The 15,898-nt window shown below is 73.7% G+C and carries 12 protein-coding genes and 1 tRNA gene; 3 read left to right on the top strand and 10 right to left on the bottom strand.

Annotated elements, in window-relative coordinates; all coding sequences use genetic code 11:
• Window positions 1–25 precede the first annotated feature (25 nt).
• Window positions 26–99: transfer RNA gene (locus OG989_RS09490), tRNA-Thr, on the bottom strand.
• A gap of 148 nt (window positions 100–247) precedes the next feature.
• Between OG989_RS09490 and OG989_RS09485 the strand changes: the two genes are divergently transcribed.
• Window positions 248–1,981, top strand: coding sequence for a metallophosphoesterase family protein (locus OG989_RS09485; protein ID WP_327031137.1), 1,734 nt, complete (start codon window positions 248–250; stop codon window positions 1,979–1,981).
• Between the two features lie 43 nt (window positions 1,982–2,024).
• Here the strand turns inward: OG989_RS09485 and OG989_RS09480 are convergent, their stop codons facing one another.
• From OG989_RS09480 to tmk, 6 genes are all read right to left on the bottom strand, one after another.
• Window positions 2,025–2,864, bottom strand: coding sequence for a PSP1 domain-containing protein (locus tag OG989_RS09480; RefSeq protein WP_151453437.1), 840 nt, complete (start codon window positions 2,862–2,864; stop codon window positions 2,025–2,027).
• A gap of 81 nt (window positions 2,865–2,945) precedes the next feature.
• Complete coding sequence (locus tag OG989_RS09475) at window positions 2,946–3,632, bottom strand: hypothetical protein (protein ID WP_151453436.1); 687 nt, start codon at window positions 3,630–3,632, stop codon at window positions 2,946–2,948.
• Window positions 3,632–3,937 carry a hypothetical protein gene (locus OG989_RS09470; RefSeq protein ID WP_132232038.1) on the bottom strand — a complete coding sequence of 102 codons (306 nt, stop codon included), beginning with the start codon at window positions 3,935–3,937 and terminating at the stop codon, window positions 3,632–3,634. The genes OG989_RS09475 and OG989_RS09470 overlap by 1 nt, the downstream gene beginning before the upstream one ends.
• Before the next feature lies 1 nt (window position 3,938).
• Entirely contained in the window at window positions 3,939–4,268 is a 330-nt protein-coding gene (locus tag OG989_RS09465; protein WP_121397041.1) for a YbaB/EbfC family nucleoid-associated protein, read from the bottom strand.
• A 181-nt stretch (window positions 4,269–4,449) separates the two neighbouring features.
• On the bottom strand, window positions 4,450–5,721 hold the full coding sequence (locus tag OG989_RS09460; RefSeq protein ID WP_151453435.1) for a DNA polymerase III subunit delta': 1,272 nt from the start codon (window positions 5,719–5,721) through the stop codon (window positions 4,450–4,452).
• Window positions 5,721–7,784, bottom strand: coding sequence for a dTMP kinase (gene tmk, locus OG989_RS09455; RefSeq protein ID WP_370518917.1), 2,064 nt, complete (start codon window positions 7,782–7,784; stop codon window positions 5,721–5,723). The genes OG989_RS09460 and tmk overlap by 1 nt, the downstream gene beginning before the upstream one ends.
• 334 nt (window positions 7,785–8,118) lie before the next feature.
• On the opposite strand from tmk, the gene OG989_RS09450 reads away from it, so the two are divergent.
• Window positions 8,119–9,327, top strand: a complete 1,209-nt coding sequence (locus OG989_RS09450) for an amino acid deaminase/aldolase (protein ID WP_327030297.1) — start codon at window positions 8,119–8,121, stop codon at window positions 9,325–9,327.
• A gap of 142 nt (window positions 9,328–9,469) precedes the next feature.
• On the opposite strand, the gene OG989_RS09445 is transcribed toward OG989_RS09450, so the two are convergent.
• Window positions 9,470–10,042, bottom strand: a complete 573-nt coding sequence (locus OG989_RS09445; RefSeq protein WP_151453433.1) for a TetR/AcrR family transcriptional regulator — start codon at window positions 10,040–10,042, stop codon at window positions 9,470–9,472.
• A 222-nt stretch (window positions 10,043–10,264) separates the two neighbouring features.
• Between OG989_RS09445 and OG989_RS09440 the strand changes: the two genes are divergently transcribed.
• On the top strand, window positions 10,265–11,581 hold the full coding sequence (locus OG989_RS09440; RefSeq protein ID WP_327030296.1) for a D-arabinono-1,4-lactone oxidase: 1,317 nt from the start codon (window positions 10,265–10,267) through the stop codon (window positions 11,579–11,581).
• A 105-nt stretch (window positions 11,582–11,686) separates the two neighbouring features.
• Here the strand turns inward: OG989_RS09440 and OG989_RS09435 are convergent, their stop codons facing one another.
• Both OG989_RS09435 and topA read right to left on the bottom strand, forming a co-directional pair.
• Window positions 11,687–12,649: an endonuclease domain-containing protein gene (locus OG989_RS09435; RefSeq protein ID WP_327030295.1), complete on the bottom strand. Its 963-nt coding sequence runs from the start codon at window positions 12,647–12,649 to the stop codon at window positions 11,687–11,689.
• A 138-nt stretch (window positions 12,650–12,787) separates the two neighbouring features.
• Entirely contained in the window at window positions 12,788–15,619 is a 2,832-nt protein-coding gene (gene topA / locus OG989_RS09430) for a type I DNA topoisomerase (RefSeq protein WP_151453430.1), read from the bottom strand.
• Window positions 15,620–15,898: the final 279 nt, after the last annotated feature.

Here is a 15,898-nt window from a genome sequence, read left to right as displayed (position 1 = left end):
GTCGTTGACCTGGGCTTCTTCACCGAGCCGCCTGACGGAATCGAACCGTCGACCTACGCATTACGAGTGCGTCGCTCTAGCCGACTGAGCTAAGGCGGCAACGATCAGCAAGTGTACGGCACGACCCGCCGGCGGGCCGAGCGGGTTCCCCATCCGGACATCCGACCCCGAACCGTCGTCCGCCGGACAGCGACCGCCGTCGGCCGGGACTACGCTGCGGCGGGTGAACGACGATCGCGCCCCCGACGTGGATCCGCAGGATGGCGCGGCGGAGAGTGCCCACACGAGCGAGTCGGCGGGCGGGCGGGCGGCGCGCCGGCCACGCGGCACCGATCCCCGGGAGCTGGGCTTCACCCCGCGCAAGCCCGTGCCGTGGCTCGCGCCGTTCCTGCTGATCAGCACCGGCATCCGTACGCTGCTGGCGATGCTCTTCGGGGCGTACCTGGACAAGCGCGAGCTGCAGAACTCCCTCGACGCGCGCATCGCGCGGCAGGTCGGGCCGGACGGCGGGCTCTGGCTGGACTACGTGGCCGACCTGGGCGACGGATTCAACGCCACCTACTCGGTGGCGTACCTGATCGCCCAGCCCGAACTGGAGGTGGACGGGCACCGGTTGCCCCGCGCGCAGACCCTGGTGATGGGCGGTGACCAGGTCTACCCGTCGGCGGCCTTCGAGGCGTACGAGGACCGGTGCAAGGGGCCCTACCAGGCCGCGCTGCCGGTCACCCCGCCCGAGCGGCCCACGCTCTTCGCGGTGCCCGGCAACCACGACTGGTACGACGGCCTGACCGCCTTCCTGCGGCTCTTCGTCCGGTCCCGGGACCGGCACTTCGGCGGCTGGGAGACCGGGCAGTCCCGCTCGTACTTCGCGGTGGAGCTGCCCGCCGGCTGGTGGCTGCTCGGCCTCGACGACCAGTCCGGCTCGTACCTGGACGACCCGCAGCTCACCTACTTCGACCGGGTCGCCGAGCGGCTGGGCCCGCAGAGCCGGGTGATCCTTGCCGTGCCGGCGCCGACGTGGGTCAAGGCCGCCGACCACCCCACGGCGTACGACTCGATCGACTACTTCATCCGTACGATCGTCGCGCCCACCGGGGCCCAGGCGCGGCTGCTGATCTCCGGCGACCTGCACCACTACGCCCGCTACGCCGGCCCGGACCGCCAGCTGATCACCTGCGGGGGCGGCGGCGCGTACCTCTACCCGACGCACCAGCTCCCAAAGCGCATCGAGGTGCCGCCGCGCGACACCCTCGCCCGGCGGGCCAGCGCCTCCCACCCGTACGAGCTGGCCGGCCGCTACCCGGAGCAGGCCCGCTCCCGGCGGTACGCGTGGGGGATCTTCCCCCGCCTGCCGCTGCGCAACCCGGGCTTCACCACCCTGCTGGGCACCCTGCACACGCTGCTGATGCTGGCGATGGCCGGCGTCGCGACCAACCCGAGCGGGACGGACCAGCGGCTGTTCAGCGTGCCGCTGATGGCGATGCTGATCGTCACGATGCTCGCGGCGGCGTTCTTCGCCAAGCCGCCCAGCTCCGGCGGCAAGCGGCACGCCCGGCACTGGATCCTCGGCGTGGGCCACGGCCTGGCCCAGATCGGGCTGGCCGCCGCCGGCACCTGGGCGTGGCTGGCCCTGCCCTTCTACGACTGGCCGTGGCCGCTGCCGGCCGTCGCCGCGGCGGTGCTCTACGGCCCGGTGAGCGGGCTGGTGGCGAGCCAGTTGGTGGCCGCGTACCTGCTGGTGGCGGGCGCGTTCGGGGTGAACCTCAACGAGCTCTTCGCCGGGCAGGGCATCGAGGACGCCAAGGCGTTCCTGCGGCTGCGCATCGATCCCGACGGGACCCTGACGATCTACCCGATCGCCGTCGACCGGGTGTCCCGCGACTGGCAGGTCAACCCCGACCAGTCCCCGGAGTCCTCCTGGCTGGCTCCGAAGCGGCCGCTGCGCCCCCGCCTGGCCGAACCCCCCACCACCCTCACCTGACCCTGCCCCGGGGCAGGGCAGGCGGGGGTGGAGGAAGGGTGGGCTAGGAGGTGTAGTGCTGGTCGTGGGCCTGGCGGGGGCCGCAGACCGAGGCGCGGGAGCAGGAACAGCGGGAGCCGTCAGCGTCGAGACGTACCGTGACGGAGTCCCGGGGAACGCTGTGGCCGACGACCCGGCCGTCGCCCTCCGGCGTCGACACGCGCGTGCCGATCGCCGGGGCCGACTCCTGGAACCGCTGGTAGAGCGGGTGCTCGTACTTGAGGCAGCACATGAGCCGGCCGCACGCGCCGGAGATGCGCAGCGGGTTGAGCGGCAGGTCCTGGTCCTTCGCCATCCGGATGGTGACCGGCTCGAAGTCGTTGAGGAAGGTGGCGCAGCAGAGGTCCCGGCCGCAGGAGCCGATGCCGCCCTGCACCCGCGCCGAGTCCCGGGCGGAGAGCTGCCGCAGCTCGACCCGGCAGTGCAGGGTGGCGCCGAGGTCCCGGACCAGCGCGCGGAAGTCCACCCGGTGCGGGGCCGTGAAGTAGATGGTGCTCCGCTCGCCACCGCCCTCGGCGGCGCCCAGCACGTGGTCGATCGCCACCACCTTCATCGGCAGGGCGTGCTCCCGGATCAGCCGCTTCGCCGCGACCTTGGCCTCGGCCTTGCGGCGGCGCACCGTCTCGTCGCGACGCAGGTCCTCCTCGCCGGCCAGGCCGGCCAGCCGGGGGAAGCCCTCGGTCTCCTCGGTGACCCACTGCGCCGCCCAGACGCACTCGGCCACCTCGGGCCCGTCGTCGGTGGGCACCAGCACCTTGTCGCCGACCTGGGGACGCAGCTCGCCCGGGTCCAGGTAGTAGAGGCGCCCGTACCGCTGGAAGCTGACCGCGCAGAGCATGCCCATGCCTCACACCCTACGACGCGCGGGCCGGGGCGGCCGGGCCGGCAGTCGCCATCCGGCTACCGCGCGTGCATCCGGGGTCCGTCACCAGCCGACGCGGGTGGGGGTGTCGTAGCGGGGGCGGTCGACCACGGGCGCCCGCCAGCGGGACTCGGCGAGGCTCGGCGCCCACTGGCGCAGCAGGGTCTCGGCCCCGTCGTACGCGACGCAGAGCACCGCCAGCACCCGCGCGGCGATCTCGGCGGCCTCGGTCGCGCCCGGACCCGCGGCTGCCCGGTGCCCCGGTGCGCCGCCCGGCGTCGACGTCGCGGCGACCACGGTCACCGCCTCGGCACACCGGAGGACGTCGGCGAGCGCCCGGGCCAGTGCGAGCCGGCTGCCCTCCACCCAGTCGGCGAGCGCGTCGGCGTAGCCGGCCGTCGACTCCAGCCGGCCGACCAGGCTCTCCGGCCCCTCGTCGAGGTGGCGCAGCAGGGCCGCCCGGGCCTGCCCGTAGGACGACGCGGCCGGGCCGGACCAGAGCACCGGGTCGGTCAGCGCGGCGCAGGCGTCGTCGTAGCCCCGCATCAGGCGGCGCGCGGTGTGGCCGGCGGCGGCCAGCGGTGCCGGATGCAGGTCGAGGAAGTTGCGGACGGCCTCGCCGGGGAGCACCTGCATCCGGCGCAGCAGCGGCCACACGCGATGCCCCTCGGGGGCCCCCGCAGCGAGCAGCGTGTCGACCCGGCGGAGCAGGTCGAGGCCGGGCTCGGCGAGCCGGTCCAGCGCGTCCATCACGCCTCCCCGGTCAGCCGGTGGCGAGCGGCGCGGTCGACGTCCGCGTAGTGGTCGGCGGCGGCCCGCACCGCCGCTGCGGCGGCGGCCAGCCGCTGGGCGGCGACGTGCGCCTCCCGGGCCCGGTCGCCGGTGGCGGCGGTCCACTGCCGGTGCAGGGCCCGCCCGATCTCCCCGGGCCGGCCGGGGGCGTCGACGCCGAACGCGGCCTGCGCCGGGTCGCCGGCGGTGACCGTGCGGGACACGGCGGTCATGGTCTCGCTCGCCTCGTCGAGCCGGGCGGCGAGGGCGCGCAGGCTCTCCATCTCAGGCTCCCGCCAGCGGCCGGTAGGCGGCGAAGGTCTCGTTGTGCAGCTTCTCCCGGGCCCACTGGGCGGCGTCGGCCGCCGCGGTGACCGCCGCCTGCACCGAGCCGGCGACGTCGCGGGGGTTGCGGGTGTGCAGCGGGCCCAGGAAGCGCACGTCGGTGATCCGCCCGCCGGCGGTGACCACCACCTCGACCAGCCCGTCGGGCGACCGCACGGTGACCTCGACGGTCGACACCGCCTGGTCGAACTCGGTCTGGAGGGACTCGATCCGGCGGTAGCGCCGCACCGCCTCCTCGATCCAGGCCTCGTCGATCTCCCCCCGCGGCATCGGCGGACCCCTCCCGGAACAGGAAAATCACTGTGCGTGCTGCCACCGTCACGGCGGCACACCGGACCGTACCGCACAGCAATTGCGCCTGTCGATGCCTGTGGACAACCGGTCCGGCCGCCGGGACTCCGGGGGCGGGTCGGCCGCTGAAGCCCCGGCTCGGGCGGTCCGGTCGGCGGGCTCAGCCCTTCCAGAGCGAGAGCATCATCGCCTCGACGGCGATCCGGGGCTTGACGTTCGCCTCGATCGCCGCCCGGCACTCCAGCACCGCTTCCAGGCGGCGCAGCGCCCCCTCGGCGTCCCATTTCTGCGCGCCCGCCCCGGCCAGCGCGGCGGTGTCGGTGTGCACCGGCGCGACGGGGGCGCGCAGCGCCATGGTGAGCGCGTCGCGGTAGAAGCCGGCCAGGTCGACCAGCGCCCGGTCCAGCGCGTCCCGCTGGGCCCGGGTGGCCCGGGACTTCTGCCGCTTCTCCAGGTCCTTCAGTTGCCCGGCGGCGCCCCGGATGGCGCCGGCCGCGCCCCGCCCGGTGCCACCGGCGCCGAGCGCGGTCTCCAGCGCCGCCCGCTCGGCCGCGGCGGTCTCCGCGACGGATGCCTCGGCCTCCGCCTCGGCCGCCTCGATCAGCGCCGACGCCGCGTCGAAGGCGGCACCCACGCCGGTCAGCCGGCGCGGCACCGCGAGCACCGCCTCCCGGCGCGTGCGCGCCTCCGGGTCGCGGGCCAGCCGGCGGGCCCGTCCCACGTGCCCCTGCGCCGCCGCCGCGGCCCAGCGCGCCACGTCGGGCGCGACGCCGTCCCGGCGGGCCAGCACCTCGGCCACCGCCTCCGGCGCGGGCTGCACCAGCGGTACGACCCGGCAGCGCGACCGGATGGTCACCGAGATGTCGTCCGGGTGGGTCGACGGGGCGCAGAGCAGGAAGACCGTCCGCGGCGGCGGCTCCTCGATGGCCTTGAGCAGCGCGTTGCCGGCCGCCTCGGTGAGCCGGTCCGCGTCCTCGATGACCACCACCTGCCAGCGCCCGCCGGACGGGGTGCTGGCGGCGCGCAGCACCAGCGCCCGCATCTCGTTGACGCCGATGGAGAGCCCCTCCGGCACCACCATCCGGACGTCGGCGTGGGTGCCGGTCATCGTGGTGTGGCAGCCGGGGCACCCGCCGCAGCCGGTGCCGTACGCGCACTGGAGGGCGGCGGCGAAGGCCCGCGCCGCCACCGACCGGCCCGACCCGGGCGGCCCGGTGAAGATCCAGGCGTGCGTCATCCCCGCCCCCGCGTCGACGGCGGGCGCCGGCTGGCCGCCGTCGGCCTCGTCGGCGAGCGCGTCGAACTCGTCCCCGGCGGCGTCGGTCGTGGGCGGGGCGGCGGCGCGCAGCACGGCGGACGCCGCGGCGGCGGCCCGGCGCAGCGTGTCGACCGCCTCGTCCTGCCCGACCAGGTCGGCGAAGACGTCGGGCATCAGGTCCGGCGCTCCATCGGTACCAGCTCCGATTCGGATAACTCCGGCTGCACCGAGGTGTCCGGTCCCTGCGCGGGGCGCGGGTGCACGATGCCGCCGGGGCTGCCGAACATCTCCTCGACCCGCCGGGCCACCTGCCCGGTGATCTCCTCGACCGGGCGGGACGCGTCGAGCACCAGGTAGCGCTTCGGGTCGGCGGCGGCGAGGTCGAGGAAGGCGTAGCGGACCCGCTCGTGGAAGGCGACGGACTCGGCCTCCAGGTGGTCGGCCGCCTCGGCACGCGCCGCCACCCGGGCCAGGCCGGTGTGCGGTTCGACGTCCAGCAGCACCACCAGGTCGGGCTTGAGCCCGCCGGTGGCCCACGACGAGAGCCAGGAGACCTCGTCGACGGGGAGCGTCCGCCCCGCCCCCTGGTACGCCAGGGACGAGTCGACGTACCGGTCGCTGATCACGACCGCGCCCCGGACGAGCGCCGGCCGGACGACGGTGGCCACGTGGTGCGCCCGGTCGGCGGCGTAGAGCAGCGCCTCGGCGCGCGGCGACGGCACGTCGGAGCCGGGCGCGCCGAGCAGCAGCGACCGGATCCGCTCGCCGACGGCGGTGGCCCCCGGCTCGCGGGTCACCACCACGTCGCGCCCCTGCCCACGCAGCCGCTCGGCGAGCGCGGCGAGCTGCGTGGACTTGCCGGCGCCCTCGCCGCCCTCGAAGACCACGAAGAGGCCGGCGGAGACGAACGGCTCGGCCGGCATCAGCGGGCGTCCCCGGATCGAGCCCCAGAGGTCGGCCAGGACGGGAACGCCCTTCTTGTCGTCCATCTGCCCGAACGCGCTGATCCCGGCGAAGATGCCGGCGGCGCCGGCGGCGAGCAGCAGCAGTCGGGTGGACGAGATCGACACGCCCAGGTCGGCCAGTTCCAGCCGGCGCGAGCCGCCGACGCCGGCGAGCAGGCTGCTGAGGCCGATCGCGAGGATCAGCACCAGCCGGGTGCCGATCTGCACCACCGCGAAGACCCGGCCGCGCACCTCGTCGGCGATCTCGCCGCCGAGCAGGGTGGTGCCGGAGAGGAAGGCCATGCCGGCGCCCGCGCCGACCAGGACCGCGCCGACCATCGCCATGGAGAGGTGGATGGCGAACGCCAGGGCCATCACCGATGCGCTGGCCAGCACGATGCTCATGCCGAACCAGCGCCGCCGGGACATCTCCTTGACGATCATCGGGCCGAGCCCGATGCCGAGCGCGAGGCCGACGAAGATGGCGCCGAAGAGCAGGTAGAAGGCGGCGTCACCGGCGCCGAGCGAGGTGGCGAAGAACTTGGCGGTGCCGATCACGATGCCGCCGCCGGCGAACGCGCCGAAGATGCCGAGCACCAGGCCGCGGACCAGCGGGGTCTGGCCGATGTAGCGCCAGCCCTCCTTGAACTGGCGCATCATGCTCTGCTCGGTGCGGTCCGTCTCGGCGGACTGCCCCTGGCTGATCTCCTTGATGCCGTACGCCACCACCAGCGCGGTGGCCAGCCGGGAGAACGCGTTGAACCAGAGCGCCAGGTCGGCCGGCGCGGCCCAGTCCGGCGTCGAGCCCCCGGTGGCCCCCCGCACGATGCCGTCGAGCGCGGCGAGGATCAGCGCGGCGAGGATGGGGGTGAGGCCGTACGTGGTGATCAGCGTGAGCTGGTTGGCGGCCTCCAGCCGGGCGCGCGGGATCAGGTTGGGGACCGCGGCCTCCTTGGCCGGGATCCACAGCAGCGTGATCGACTCGATCAGGAAGGTGGCGATCGCCGCCCAGCCGACCACGACCGGCCCGCTCGCCCCGAGCAACGCGACCAGCGGGATCGAGGCGAAGAGCAGGAAGCGCAGCACGTCGCAGATGACCATGGTCCAGCGCCGGTCGAACCGGTCGGCGAACACGCCGGCGACCGGGCCGAGCACCAGCGCCGGCAGCAGCCGGATGGCGATCACGCCACCGAACGCGGCGCCCTGGGCGGTGCTGCCCTCGACCTGGGAGGCGGCGAAGACGCTGGTGGCGAGCAGGCCGAACCAGTCGCCGAAGGAGGCCGCGCCGAGCACGATCCAGAGCCGGCGGAACGGGGTGATCCGCAGCACCGAGCGGATGGCGGCGTAACCGGAGTGGTCCGGGCCGGGCTTCTCGGTGGCGCCGCTGGGCTTGGACGAGGACGACGACACGCCGGGCGACTCGCCGTTGAACTGGCTTTCGATGGCCGTACCTCCACGTGCCGGCCCATCGCTGGGCAGTCCCGGTGGAACACTCTAGACCCGGCGGGGACCCACCCCGCCGCGAGATTCTCCTGTTCGTCGAGCCTAGGCCGCCGCAGCCACCGCCCGCAGCCCGGACAGACGCGAGGGTATTTCGCATTGGCTCCCAGACAGTTAGCGTGCACACGTGGCCATCGAAAGCGACAAACTTCGTGACCGCCTCGACCGGGCGACCGCGCACCTCGACCCGCCGTACGCCGTCGTGGACCTCGCGGCCTTCGACGACAACGCCGCCGCGCTGGCAGAACGGGCCGACGGCAAGCCGGTCCGGATCGCCAGCAAGTCGGTCCGCGCCCGGGACCTGATCGGCCGGGCGCTGGGGCGTCCCGGCTGGCGGGGCGTGATGGCCTTCACCCTGCCCGAGGCGCTCTGGCTGGTCCGCGCCGGCGTGACCGACGACGCGCTGGTGGCGTACCCCACGGCCGACCGGGGGGCACTCGCCGCGCTCGCCGCCGACCCGGCGCTCGCCGCGGCCGTCACGCTGATGATCGACGGCACCGACCAGCTCGACCTCGTCGACGCCGTGTGCCCGCCCGGGCACCGCCCCGAGCTGCGGGTCTGCCTCGACCTGGACGCCTCCTGGCGACCGCTGGGCGGGCGGGTGCACGTCGGGGTGCGCCGCTCGCCGGTGCACAGTGCCCGGGCCGCCGGCACGCTCGCCGCCACCGTCGCCGACCGCGCCGGCTTCCGGCTGGTCGGGCTGATGGCGTACGAGGCGCAGATCGCCGGCCTCGGCGACGCGCCGCCCGGGCGGGCGGTGCTCGGCTCCGCGATCCGGCTGGCCCAGCGCGGGTCGTACCGCGAGTTGCTGGCCCGCCGGGGCGCGGCGGTGGCCGCCGTACGCGAACACGCCGACCTGGAGTTCGTCAACGGCGGCGGCACCGGCAGCGTGGCCGCGACCAGCGCCGATCCCGCGGTCACCGAGGTCACCGCGGGATCGGGACTGTACGGACCGACGCTGTTCGACGCGTACCGCGCCTGGCGCCCCACCCCGGCGGCGGCCTTCGCCTGCGCGGTGGTCCGCCGCCCGGGGCCCGGCCTGGCCACCGTGCTCGGCGGCGGCTGGATCGCCTCCGGCCCGGCCGAGGACAGCCGGCTGCCCCGGCCGTGGCTGCCGGAGAGCCTCAAGCTGATCGGCACCGAGGGGGCCGGCGAGGTGCAGACCCCGCTGGCCGGCACGGCGGCCGGCGCGCTGCGGGTCGGCGACCGGGTCTGGTTCCGGCACGCCAAGGCCGGCGAGCTGTGCGAGCGCGTCAACGAGCTGCACCTGATCGAGGGGGACGCGGTCGTGGCCACCGTGCCCACCTACCGGGGCGAGGGCCACGCCTTCCTCTGATCCGGCCGACCAGCGCGGCACCGCCAGCTTGCGCCCGCGTCGGCGAGACCCTCCGTCGGGCTGGTCAGCCGTCGGCCGGGTTGATCGCCGTCGCCCGCCGGGGCTGGTCGACCGCGGCCCGGCTGGTCGGCCGTCGGCCGGGTCAGCCGGACTGGTTGGCGTCGGCCGGGGCGTCGACCTGGCGGTGCAGGTACTCCCGGATCAGCGCCTTCGCCTCGGCCAGGACCCGGTCGTCGCCCTCGGGCAGCCGGCGGAACGCCAACTTGATCAGCGCGTCGGCCGCCTCCACGGCGATCTCCAGGTGGAACCGGAGGTCGGGGACGTCGAGCCCGAAGCGCTCGGCCAGTACGCGGGCCAACTGGTCCGCGATCACGCCGTTGTTGTCCCGCTGCTCGTCGAGCAGGTGCAGGTCGACCACGTCGCCGAAGTGCAGGGTACGGAATCCCGGAACGGTGCGGTGCATCGTGATGTACTCGTCGATGCCCGCGTCGACCCCGTCCCACCAGTGGGTCAGGTCGTCGGAGGCGAACCGCTCGTCGAGCCGCTGGAGGTAGGACTCCATCGTGCGCAGGGTCAGCGCCTGCACGATCGCCCGCTTGTCCGGGAAGAACTGGTAGACCGACCCGATCGCCACCTCGGCACGCTCGGCGAGCAGGGTCGTGGTCAGACCCTCGTACCCCACCTCGTCGACGAGTTCTGCACAGGCGTCCAGCATCCGCTGGACCCGTGCGACACTTCGACCCTGCACCGGTACGCGGCGCAGCGGCCCGGCTGTGGCGGCTGGTGTGGACACTCGCCACCCCCCTTCGACGGATGAACATATCTGCACGTCACGGGTTCGTGACTACCGGTACAACGAGCAAACCTCGATTGCGGTATTTACCTGCGACAACGTTGCTGATATGAAGTCAGTTCACATTCATGTGGAGGAGTGCGCATGGCCGGTACCACACCGCCCACCCTGGCAGCCTGGTCCAACTGGGCCGGCAACCAACGCGCCACCGCCACCACCATCCTGCGCCCCGCCTCCCTCGCCGACGTCACCGAGGCTGTCCGCGCCGCCGCGACGGCCGGGGACCGGATCCGGGCGGTGGGCAGCGGCCACTCCTTCACCGGCGTCGCGATCACCGACGGACGACGCATGGAACTGACCCACCTGGACACCGGGGTACGCGTCGACACCGACCGCCGACTGGTCACCGTACCGGCCGGGATCACCCTGCGCGCACTCAACGAACTGCTCGCCGCACACGGCCTGGCCCTACCCAACCTGGGCGACATCGACGCACAGACGATCGCCGGCGCGATCTCCACCGGCACCCACGGCACCGGCGCCGCCTACGGCTGCCTGTCGACGTTCGTCGAGGCGCTCACCCTCGTCACCGGCACCGGCGAGGTGCTGCGCTGCTCCGCCGACGAGCACCCCGACGTCTTCGCCGCCGCCCGGGTGTCGCTGGGCGCGCTCGGGGTCCTCGTCGAGGTGACCCTGCGCTGTGTGGACGCCTTCGTGCTGCGCGCCCACGAGCGGCCGGCGCCGCTGGCGGCCGTGCTCGACGAGCTGCCCGCGCTGATCGACAGGCACGACCACGTCGAGTTCTACTGGTTCCCGTACACCGCCCGAGTACAGGTCAAGGCCAACGACCGGGTCGCCGACGACGACCGGCCACTGCCCCGGTGGCGCAACTGGCTGGACGACGAGTTCCTGTCCAACACCGTCTTCGCCGGGGCCTGCCGGCTCGGCCGCGCCGTGCCGGCGCTCGCCCCCGGCATCAGCGCCGTCTCCGCCCGCGCGCTCACCGAACGCCGCTACACCGGCCGCTCCGACCAGGTCTTCTGCACCCCGCGCCGGGTCCGCTTCATGGAGATGGAGTACGCCCTGCCGCGCGACGCCCTGCCCGAGGCGCTCGACGCGCTGCGGCGCATCGTCGACGGGCTGCCGTTCAAGGTGCTCTTCCCGGTCGAGGTGCGGTTCACCGCCGCCGACGACATCTGGCTCTCCCACGGCTACGGGCGCGAGTCGGCGTACGTGGCCGTCCACCAGTACGTCGGCATGCCGTACGAGCCGTACTTCCGGGCCTTCGAGCAGGTCGCCGCGAGCCTCGGCGGCCGGCCCCACTGGGGCAAGCTGCACTGGCGCGACGCGGAGTCGCTCGCGACGGCCTACCCCCGCTGGGCGGACTTCCAGGCGCTACGCGCCCGCCTGGACCCACACCACCTCTTCACCAACCCCCACCTGACCCGAACCCTCGGCTGACAAACCCGCCCCCGCCCTGGCGCGCGGCGGCGCCGCTCGCCGAGCGATCTTGGCAAGGAGCGGCCCTCGGAGGGGCCGGGAGCTGCCAAGATCTCGTGGCGGGCGTCAGCCCGGCCAGCCCGCCCTGCGCAGTGCCGTACGGAGTTGGGCGATGACCTCGGCCGGGTGGGCGCGGAGGGCCCAGGACGGGAATCGAAGGACGCGATCCCCTTCGACCCACAGGTCGTTCTGACGGCGCATGTCGGCCCAGGCCGCACGCGGGTCGAGATGCTGGCCGCCGTCGATCTCGACGTGCACTCTCCACTCCTCGAAGTACGCGTCGAGGTAGCGGCGCCGTCCCGTGGTGTCGTACCTGATCTTCTGTCGAGTGGGTTCGGGCAGCCCGGCGCGGCGCGTCAGAGCCAGGAAGTCCAACTCGGCCAGGGAGTGCGCCCCGCCGCCCGCGTCCGTGGCGACGCTCAGGATCAGTTTCCGGCGACGCAGCCGTGGCATCCGGTCGAGGACCTCGCGCAGCTCCTCCTCGCACACGATCCGTTGCTGGAAGCCTGCCGCGACGATCGCCCGGGCCTCCGCGTCGGTACGCGCCCACTGTGCCGCGTCCACGACCGACCGGGCGGGCATCGTCCGACGTGGCTGCCCGACCGCGAGCACGTCCCGCTCCGGCAGATGGGTCGTCCGGTGCGCCACCACACGTTGCGGCAGCTCTCGCCGCCGGCCAGCCGGCAGCAGGAGGTGGATCGCCAGGTCGGAAAAGCCGCGCAGCCCTCCCGCCTGGGCGGCGGTGAGCCCACCGAGCATCGCGCCCGGCCCGGCGGCCAGCACCGCGATCCATCGAAGCTGGGCGGGACCGATCGGCCCGCTGTGGGCCACGAAGACGGCACGGTGGACGTGTCGCCACCGTCTGCTGGTCACCCGGTGCCGGATCGCCTTGTGGGACAGGTGTCGCAGCGCCTGGTCGAGGCTGATCACCTCGTCCTGCCGGAAAAGCAGCCAGGTCAACTCGTCGGCGTCGTCGCCGGGCACCGCACGGCCCAGGGCCGCCGGGGGTTGCGTGAAGCGCAATCTCACGCCCTCCACCCTGCCCACGAGGCACCGCCGCGCGCTGCCCCTGTGGACAAACGCAAGAGATCTTGGCAGGCGGTGGCCCTTCGAGGGGCCTGGACCTGCCAAGATCTCTTGCGACGCCAGCTTGCGAGGCGGCCAGGATCAGTCGGGGCTGGGGGTGGTGGCCTTTCTCGGGGCCGCCTTCTTCGCCGGGGTCTTCCTGGCGGTGGTGGCCTTGGCCGTCGTGGTCTTCTTCGCCGCCGTCGACTTGGTCGCCGCAGCCGTCTTCTTCGCCGCCGTGGCCTTCTTCGCGGGCGCCTTCTTCGCGGCGGCCTTCTTCTTCGGCGCCGGCCCCTTCGCCCGCTTCTCGGCGAGCATCTCGGAGGCTTCCTCGATGCTCAGCGCCTCCGGGGTCTGGCCGCGCCGCAGCGACGCGTTCGTCTCGCCGTCGGTGACGTACGGGCCGAACCGGCCGTCCTTGATGACCAGCGGCTTTTCCGTCAGCGGGTCGACGCCCATCTCCCGCAGCGGCGGCGCGGCGGCGCGGCGCTGGCGGGCCTTCGGGGCGGACAGCAGGGCCAGCGCCTCGTCCAGCGTGACGGTGAACATCTTCTCTTCGGAGTCCAGCGAGCGGAACTCGTCGCCCTGCTTGACGTACGGGCCGTAGCGGCCGTTGTTCGCCAGGACCTCAGCGCCGTCCGGGGCCACCCCGATCAGCCGGGGCAGGCTCAGCAGCTTCAGCGCCTCGTCGAAGGTCAGCGAGTCCGGCGACTGCGAGCGCAGCAGCGACGACTTGCGCTCGCCACTGGCCACGTACGGGCCGAAGCGGCCCGACTTGAGCAGGATCGGCTCACCGGTGGCCGGGTCGTCGCCGAGCTTGCGCTCGCCCCCGCCGCCGAGGAACAGCTCGTGCACCTTCTCCGGGGTCAGCTCGTCCGGCGCCAGCCCCTCGGGGATCGGGGCCCGGTCGCCCTGGCCACCGCCCTCCTCACCCTCGGCGGCCGGCGCCTGCTGCTCGCCCGGCACCGCCCGCTGGAGGTACGGCCCGTAGCGGCCCACCCGCACGACGACCTCGCGGCCCTCGTCGTCGGTGAACAGCGGGATGGAGTTGACGCTGCGCGCGTCGATCTCGTTGATGTTCTCGGTGACCAGCTTCTTCAGCCCGCCCGAGCGGGCGATGTCCCGGTCGCCGGCGCCGTTGGCGCCGCCGAAGTAGAACGCGGTGAGGAAGTCGACGGCGGCGTGGTCGCCGCCGGCGATCTCGTCCAGCTCGTTCTCCATGCTGGCGGTGAAGTCGTAGTCGATCAGGCGCGGGTAGTGCCGCTCCAGCAGGCCGATCACGGCGAAGGCCAGGAAGGTCGGGATCATCGCCTGGCCGCGCTTGGTCACGTAGCCGCGGTCCTGGATCGTCTGCATGATCGACGCGTACGTCGACGGGCGGCCGATGCCCAGCTCCTCGAGGGCCTTCACCAGCGACGCCTCGGTGTAGCGCGACGGCGGCTGGGTGTGGTGGCCCTGCGCGGCCAGTTCGTCGGCGGTGAGCGGCTGGCCCTTGACCAGGTTGGGCAGGCGACGCTCGGCGTCCTCGGCCTCGGCGTTCTCGTCGTCGCTGGACTCGACGTACGCCCGCAGGAAGCCCGGGTCGGTGATGGTCTTGCCGGTGGCACCGAAGTCGGCCTCCTCCTGGGCGGAGGAGACGGCGCGGATGCGCACCGAGACGCTCGAGCCGACGGCGTCGGTCATCTGCGAGGCGATGGTGCGCCGCCAGATCAGCTCGTAGAGCTTGAACTCCTCGGCGGAGAGCTCCTTGGCCACGTCACCCGGGGTGCGGAAGTTGTCCCCCGCCGGGCGGATCGCCTCGTGCGCCTCCTGCGCGTTCTTCACCTTGCCGGTGTAGCGGCGCGGCTCCGGCGGCACGCTGCGCTCGCCGTACAGCTCGACGATCTGCCGGCGGGCCGCCGTGATGGCGGTTTCCGACAGGTTCACCGAGTCGGTACGCATGTAGGTGATGTAGCCGTTCTCGTAGAGGCGCTGCGCGGTGCGCATCGTCTGCTGCGACGAGAACCGCAGCTTGCGGGCCGCCTCCTGCTGGAGGGTGGAGGTGATGAACGGCGCGTACGGGCGGCGGCGGTAGGGCTTCTCCTCGACCCGGGTGACGGTGAACGGCCGGCCCTCCAGGCGGGCCGCGAGGCCCCGGGCGCCCCCGGCGTCGAGGTGGACCACGCCCGCGCCGGCCTTCACCCGGCCGGTGGTCGGCTCGAAGTCCTTGCCGGTGGCGATCCGGTCGCCGTTCAGCGCGACCAGGGTGGCGTTGAAGTTGCGGGGCCCCTCGCTGGCGTCCGTCACGGCCAGGGTGGCCAGGATGTCCCAGTACTCCGCCGTGCGGAAGGCCATCCGCTGCCGCTCGCGCTCCACCACGATCCGCGTCGCCACGGACTGCACCCGGCCCGCCGAGAGCTTCGGCATGACCTTCTTCCACAGCACGGGCGAGACCTCGTAGCCGTAGAGGCGGTCGAGGATGCGCCGGGCCTCCTGGGCGTCGACCAGGTCCCGGTCGATCTCGCGGGGGTTGGCCACCGCGGCCTGGATGGCCGGCTTGGTGATCTCGTGGAAGACCATCCGCTTGACCGGCACCTTGGGCTTGAGCGTCTCCACCAGGTGCCAGGCGATCGCCTCGCCCTCGCGGTCCTCATCCGTCGCCAGGAAGATCTCGTCGACCTCCTTGGCCAGCTTCACCAGCTTGCTGATCTGCTGCTTGCGGTCGGCGGAGACCACGTAGAGGGCGTGGAAGCCGTTGTCGACGTCCACCCCGAGCCGGGCCCACGACTCGCCCTTGTACTTGGCCGGCACGTCGGCGGCGTTGCGCGGGAGGTCCCGGACGTGGCCGAAGCTGGCCTCCACGACGTACCCCGGGCCGAGATAGCCCGAGATCGTCTTGGCCTTCGCCGGTGACTCGACGATGACCAGACGGGTGGTTCCAGCGTTGCTCGGCACGTCTCTCCCCGACCTCACTCCTGCTCGCAGCCACCGGCGCCCGGTTCGGGCCACTCTCGGCCCGCCGACCCCCGGCGGCCCGGATGTCCAACGTAACGCGCCGTCCGCGTTTCGGGTTTCGCGGGCGGCAAACCGTCCCGGCGGGGCGGCCTCTTTCTCCGCCGGCGGCGGGGCGTGCCGGACGGCGCCACCGTACACCGTGCGTGTGCCGCTGGGCGGGACACTGTGACGATGGCGGACCCTCGGTCGAGGCGCCACCCGGCTGTTTTCCGCGAAATT

Origin of the sequence: Micromonospora sp. NBC_01740 (assembly GCF_035920365.1) — a bacterium.
In the GTDB taxonomy this organism is placed as follows: Bacteria; Actinomycetota; Actinomycetes; order Mycobacteriales; family Micromonosporaceae; genus Micromonospora; species Micromonospora reichwaldensis.
Note: the sequence above shows the minus strand (reverse complement) of the source record. Positions and strands in the feature narration are given on the sequence as shown.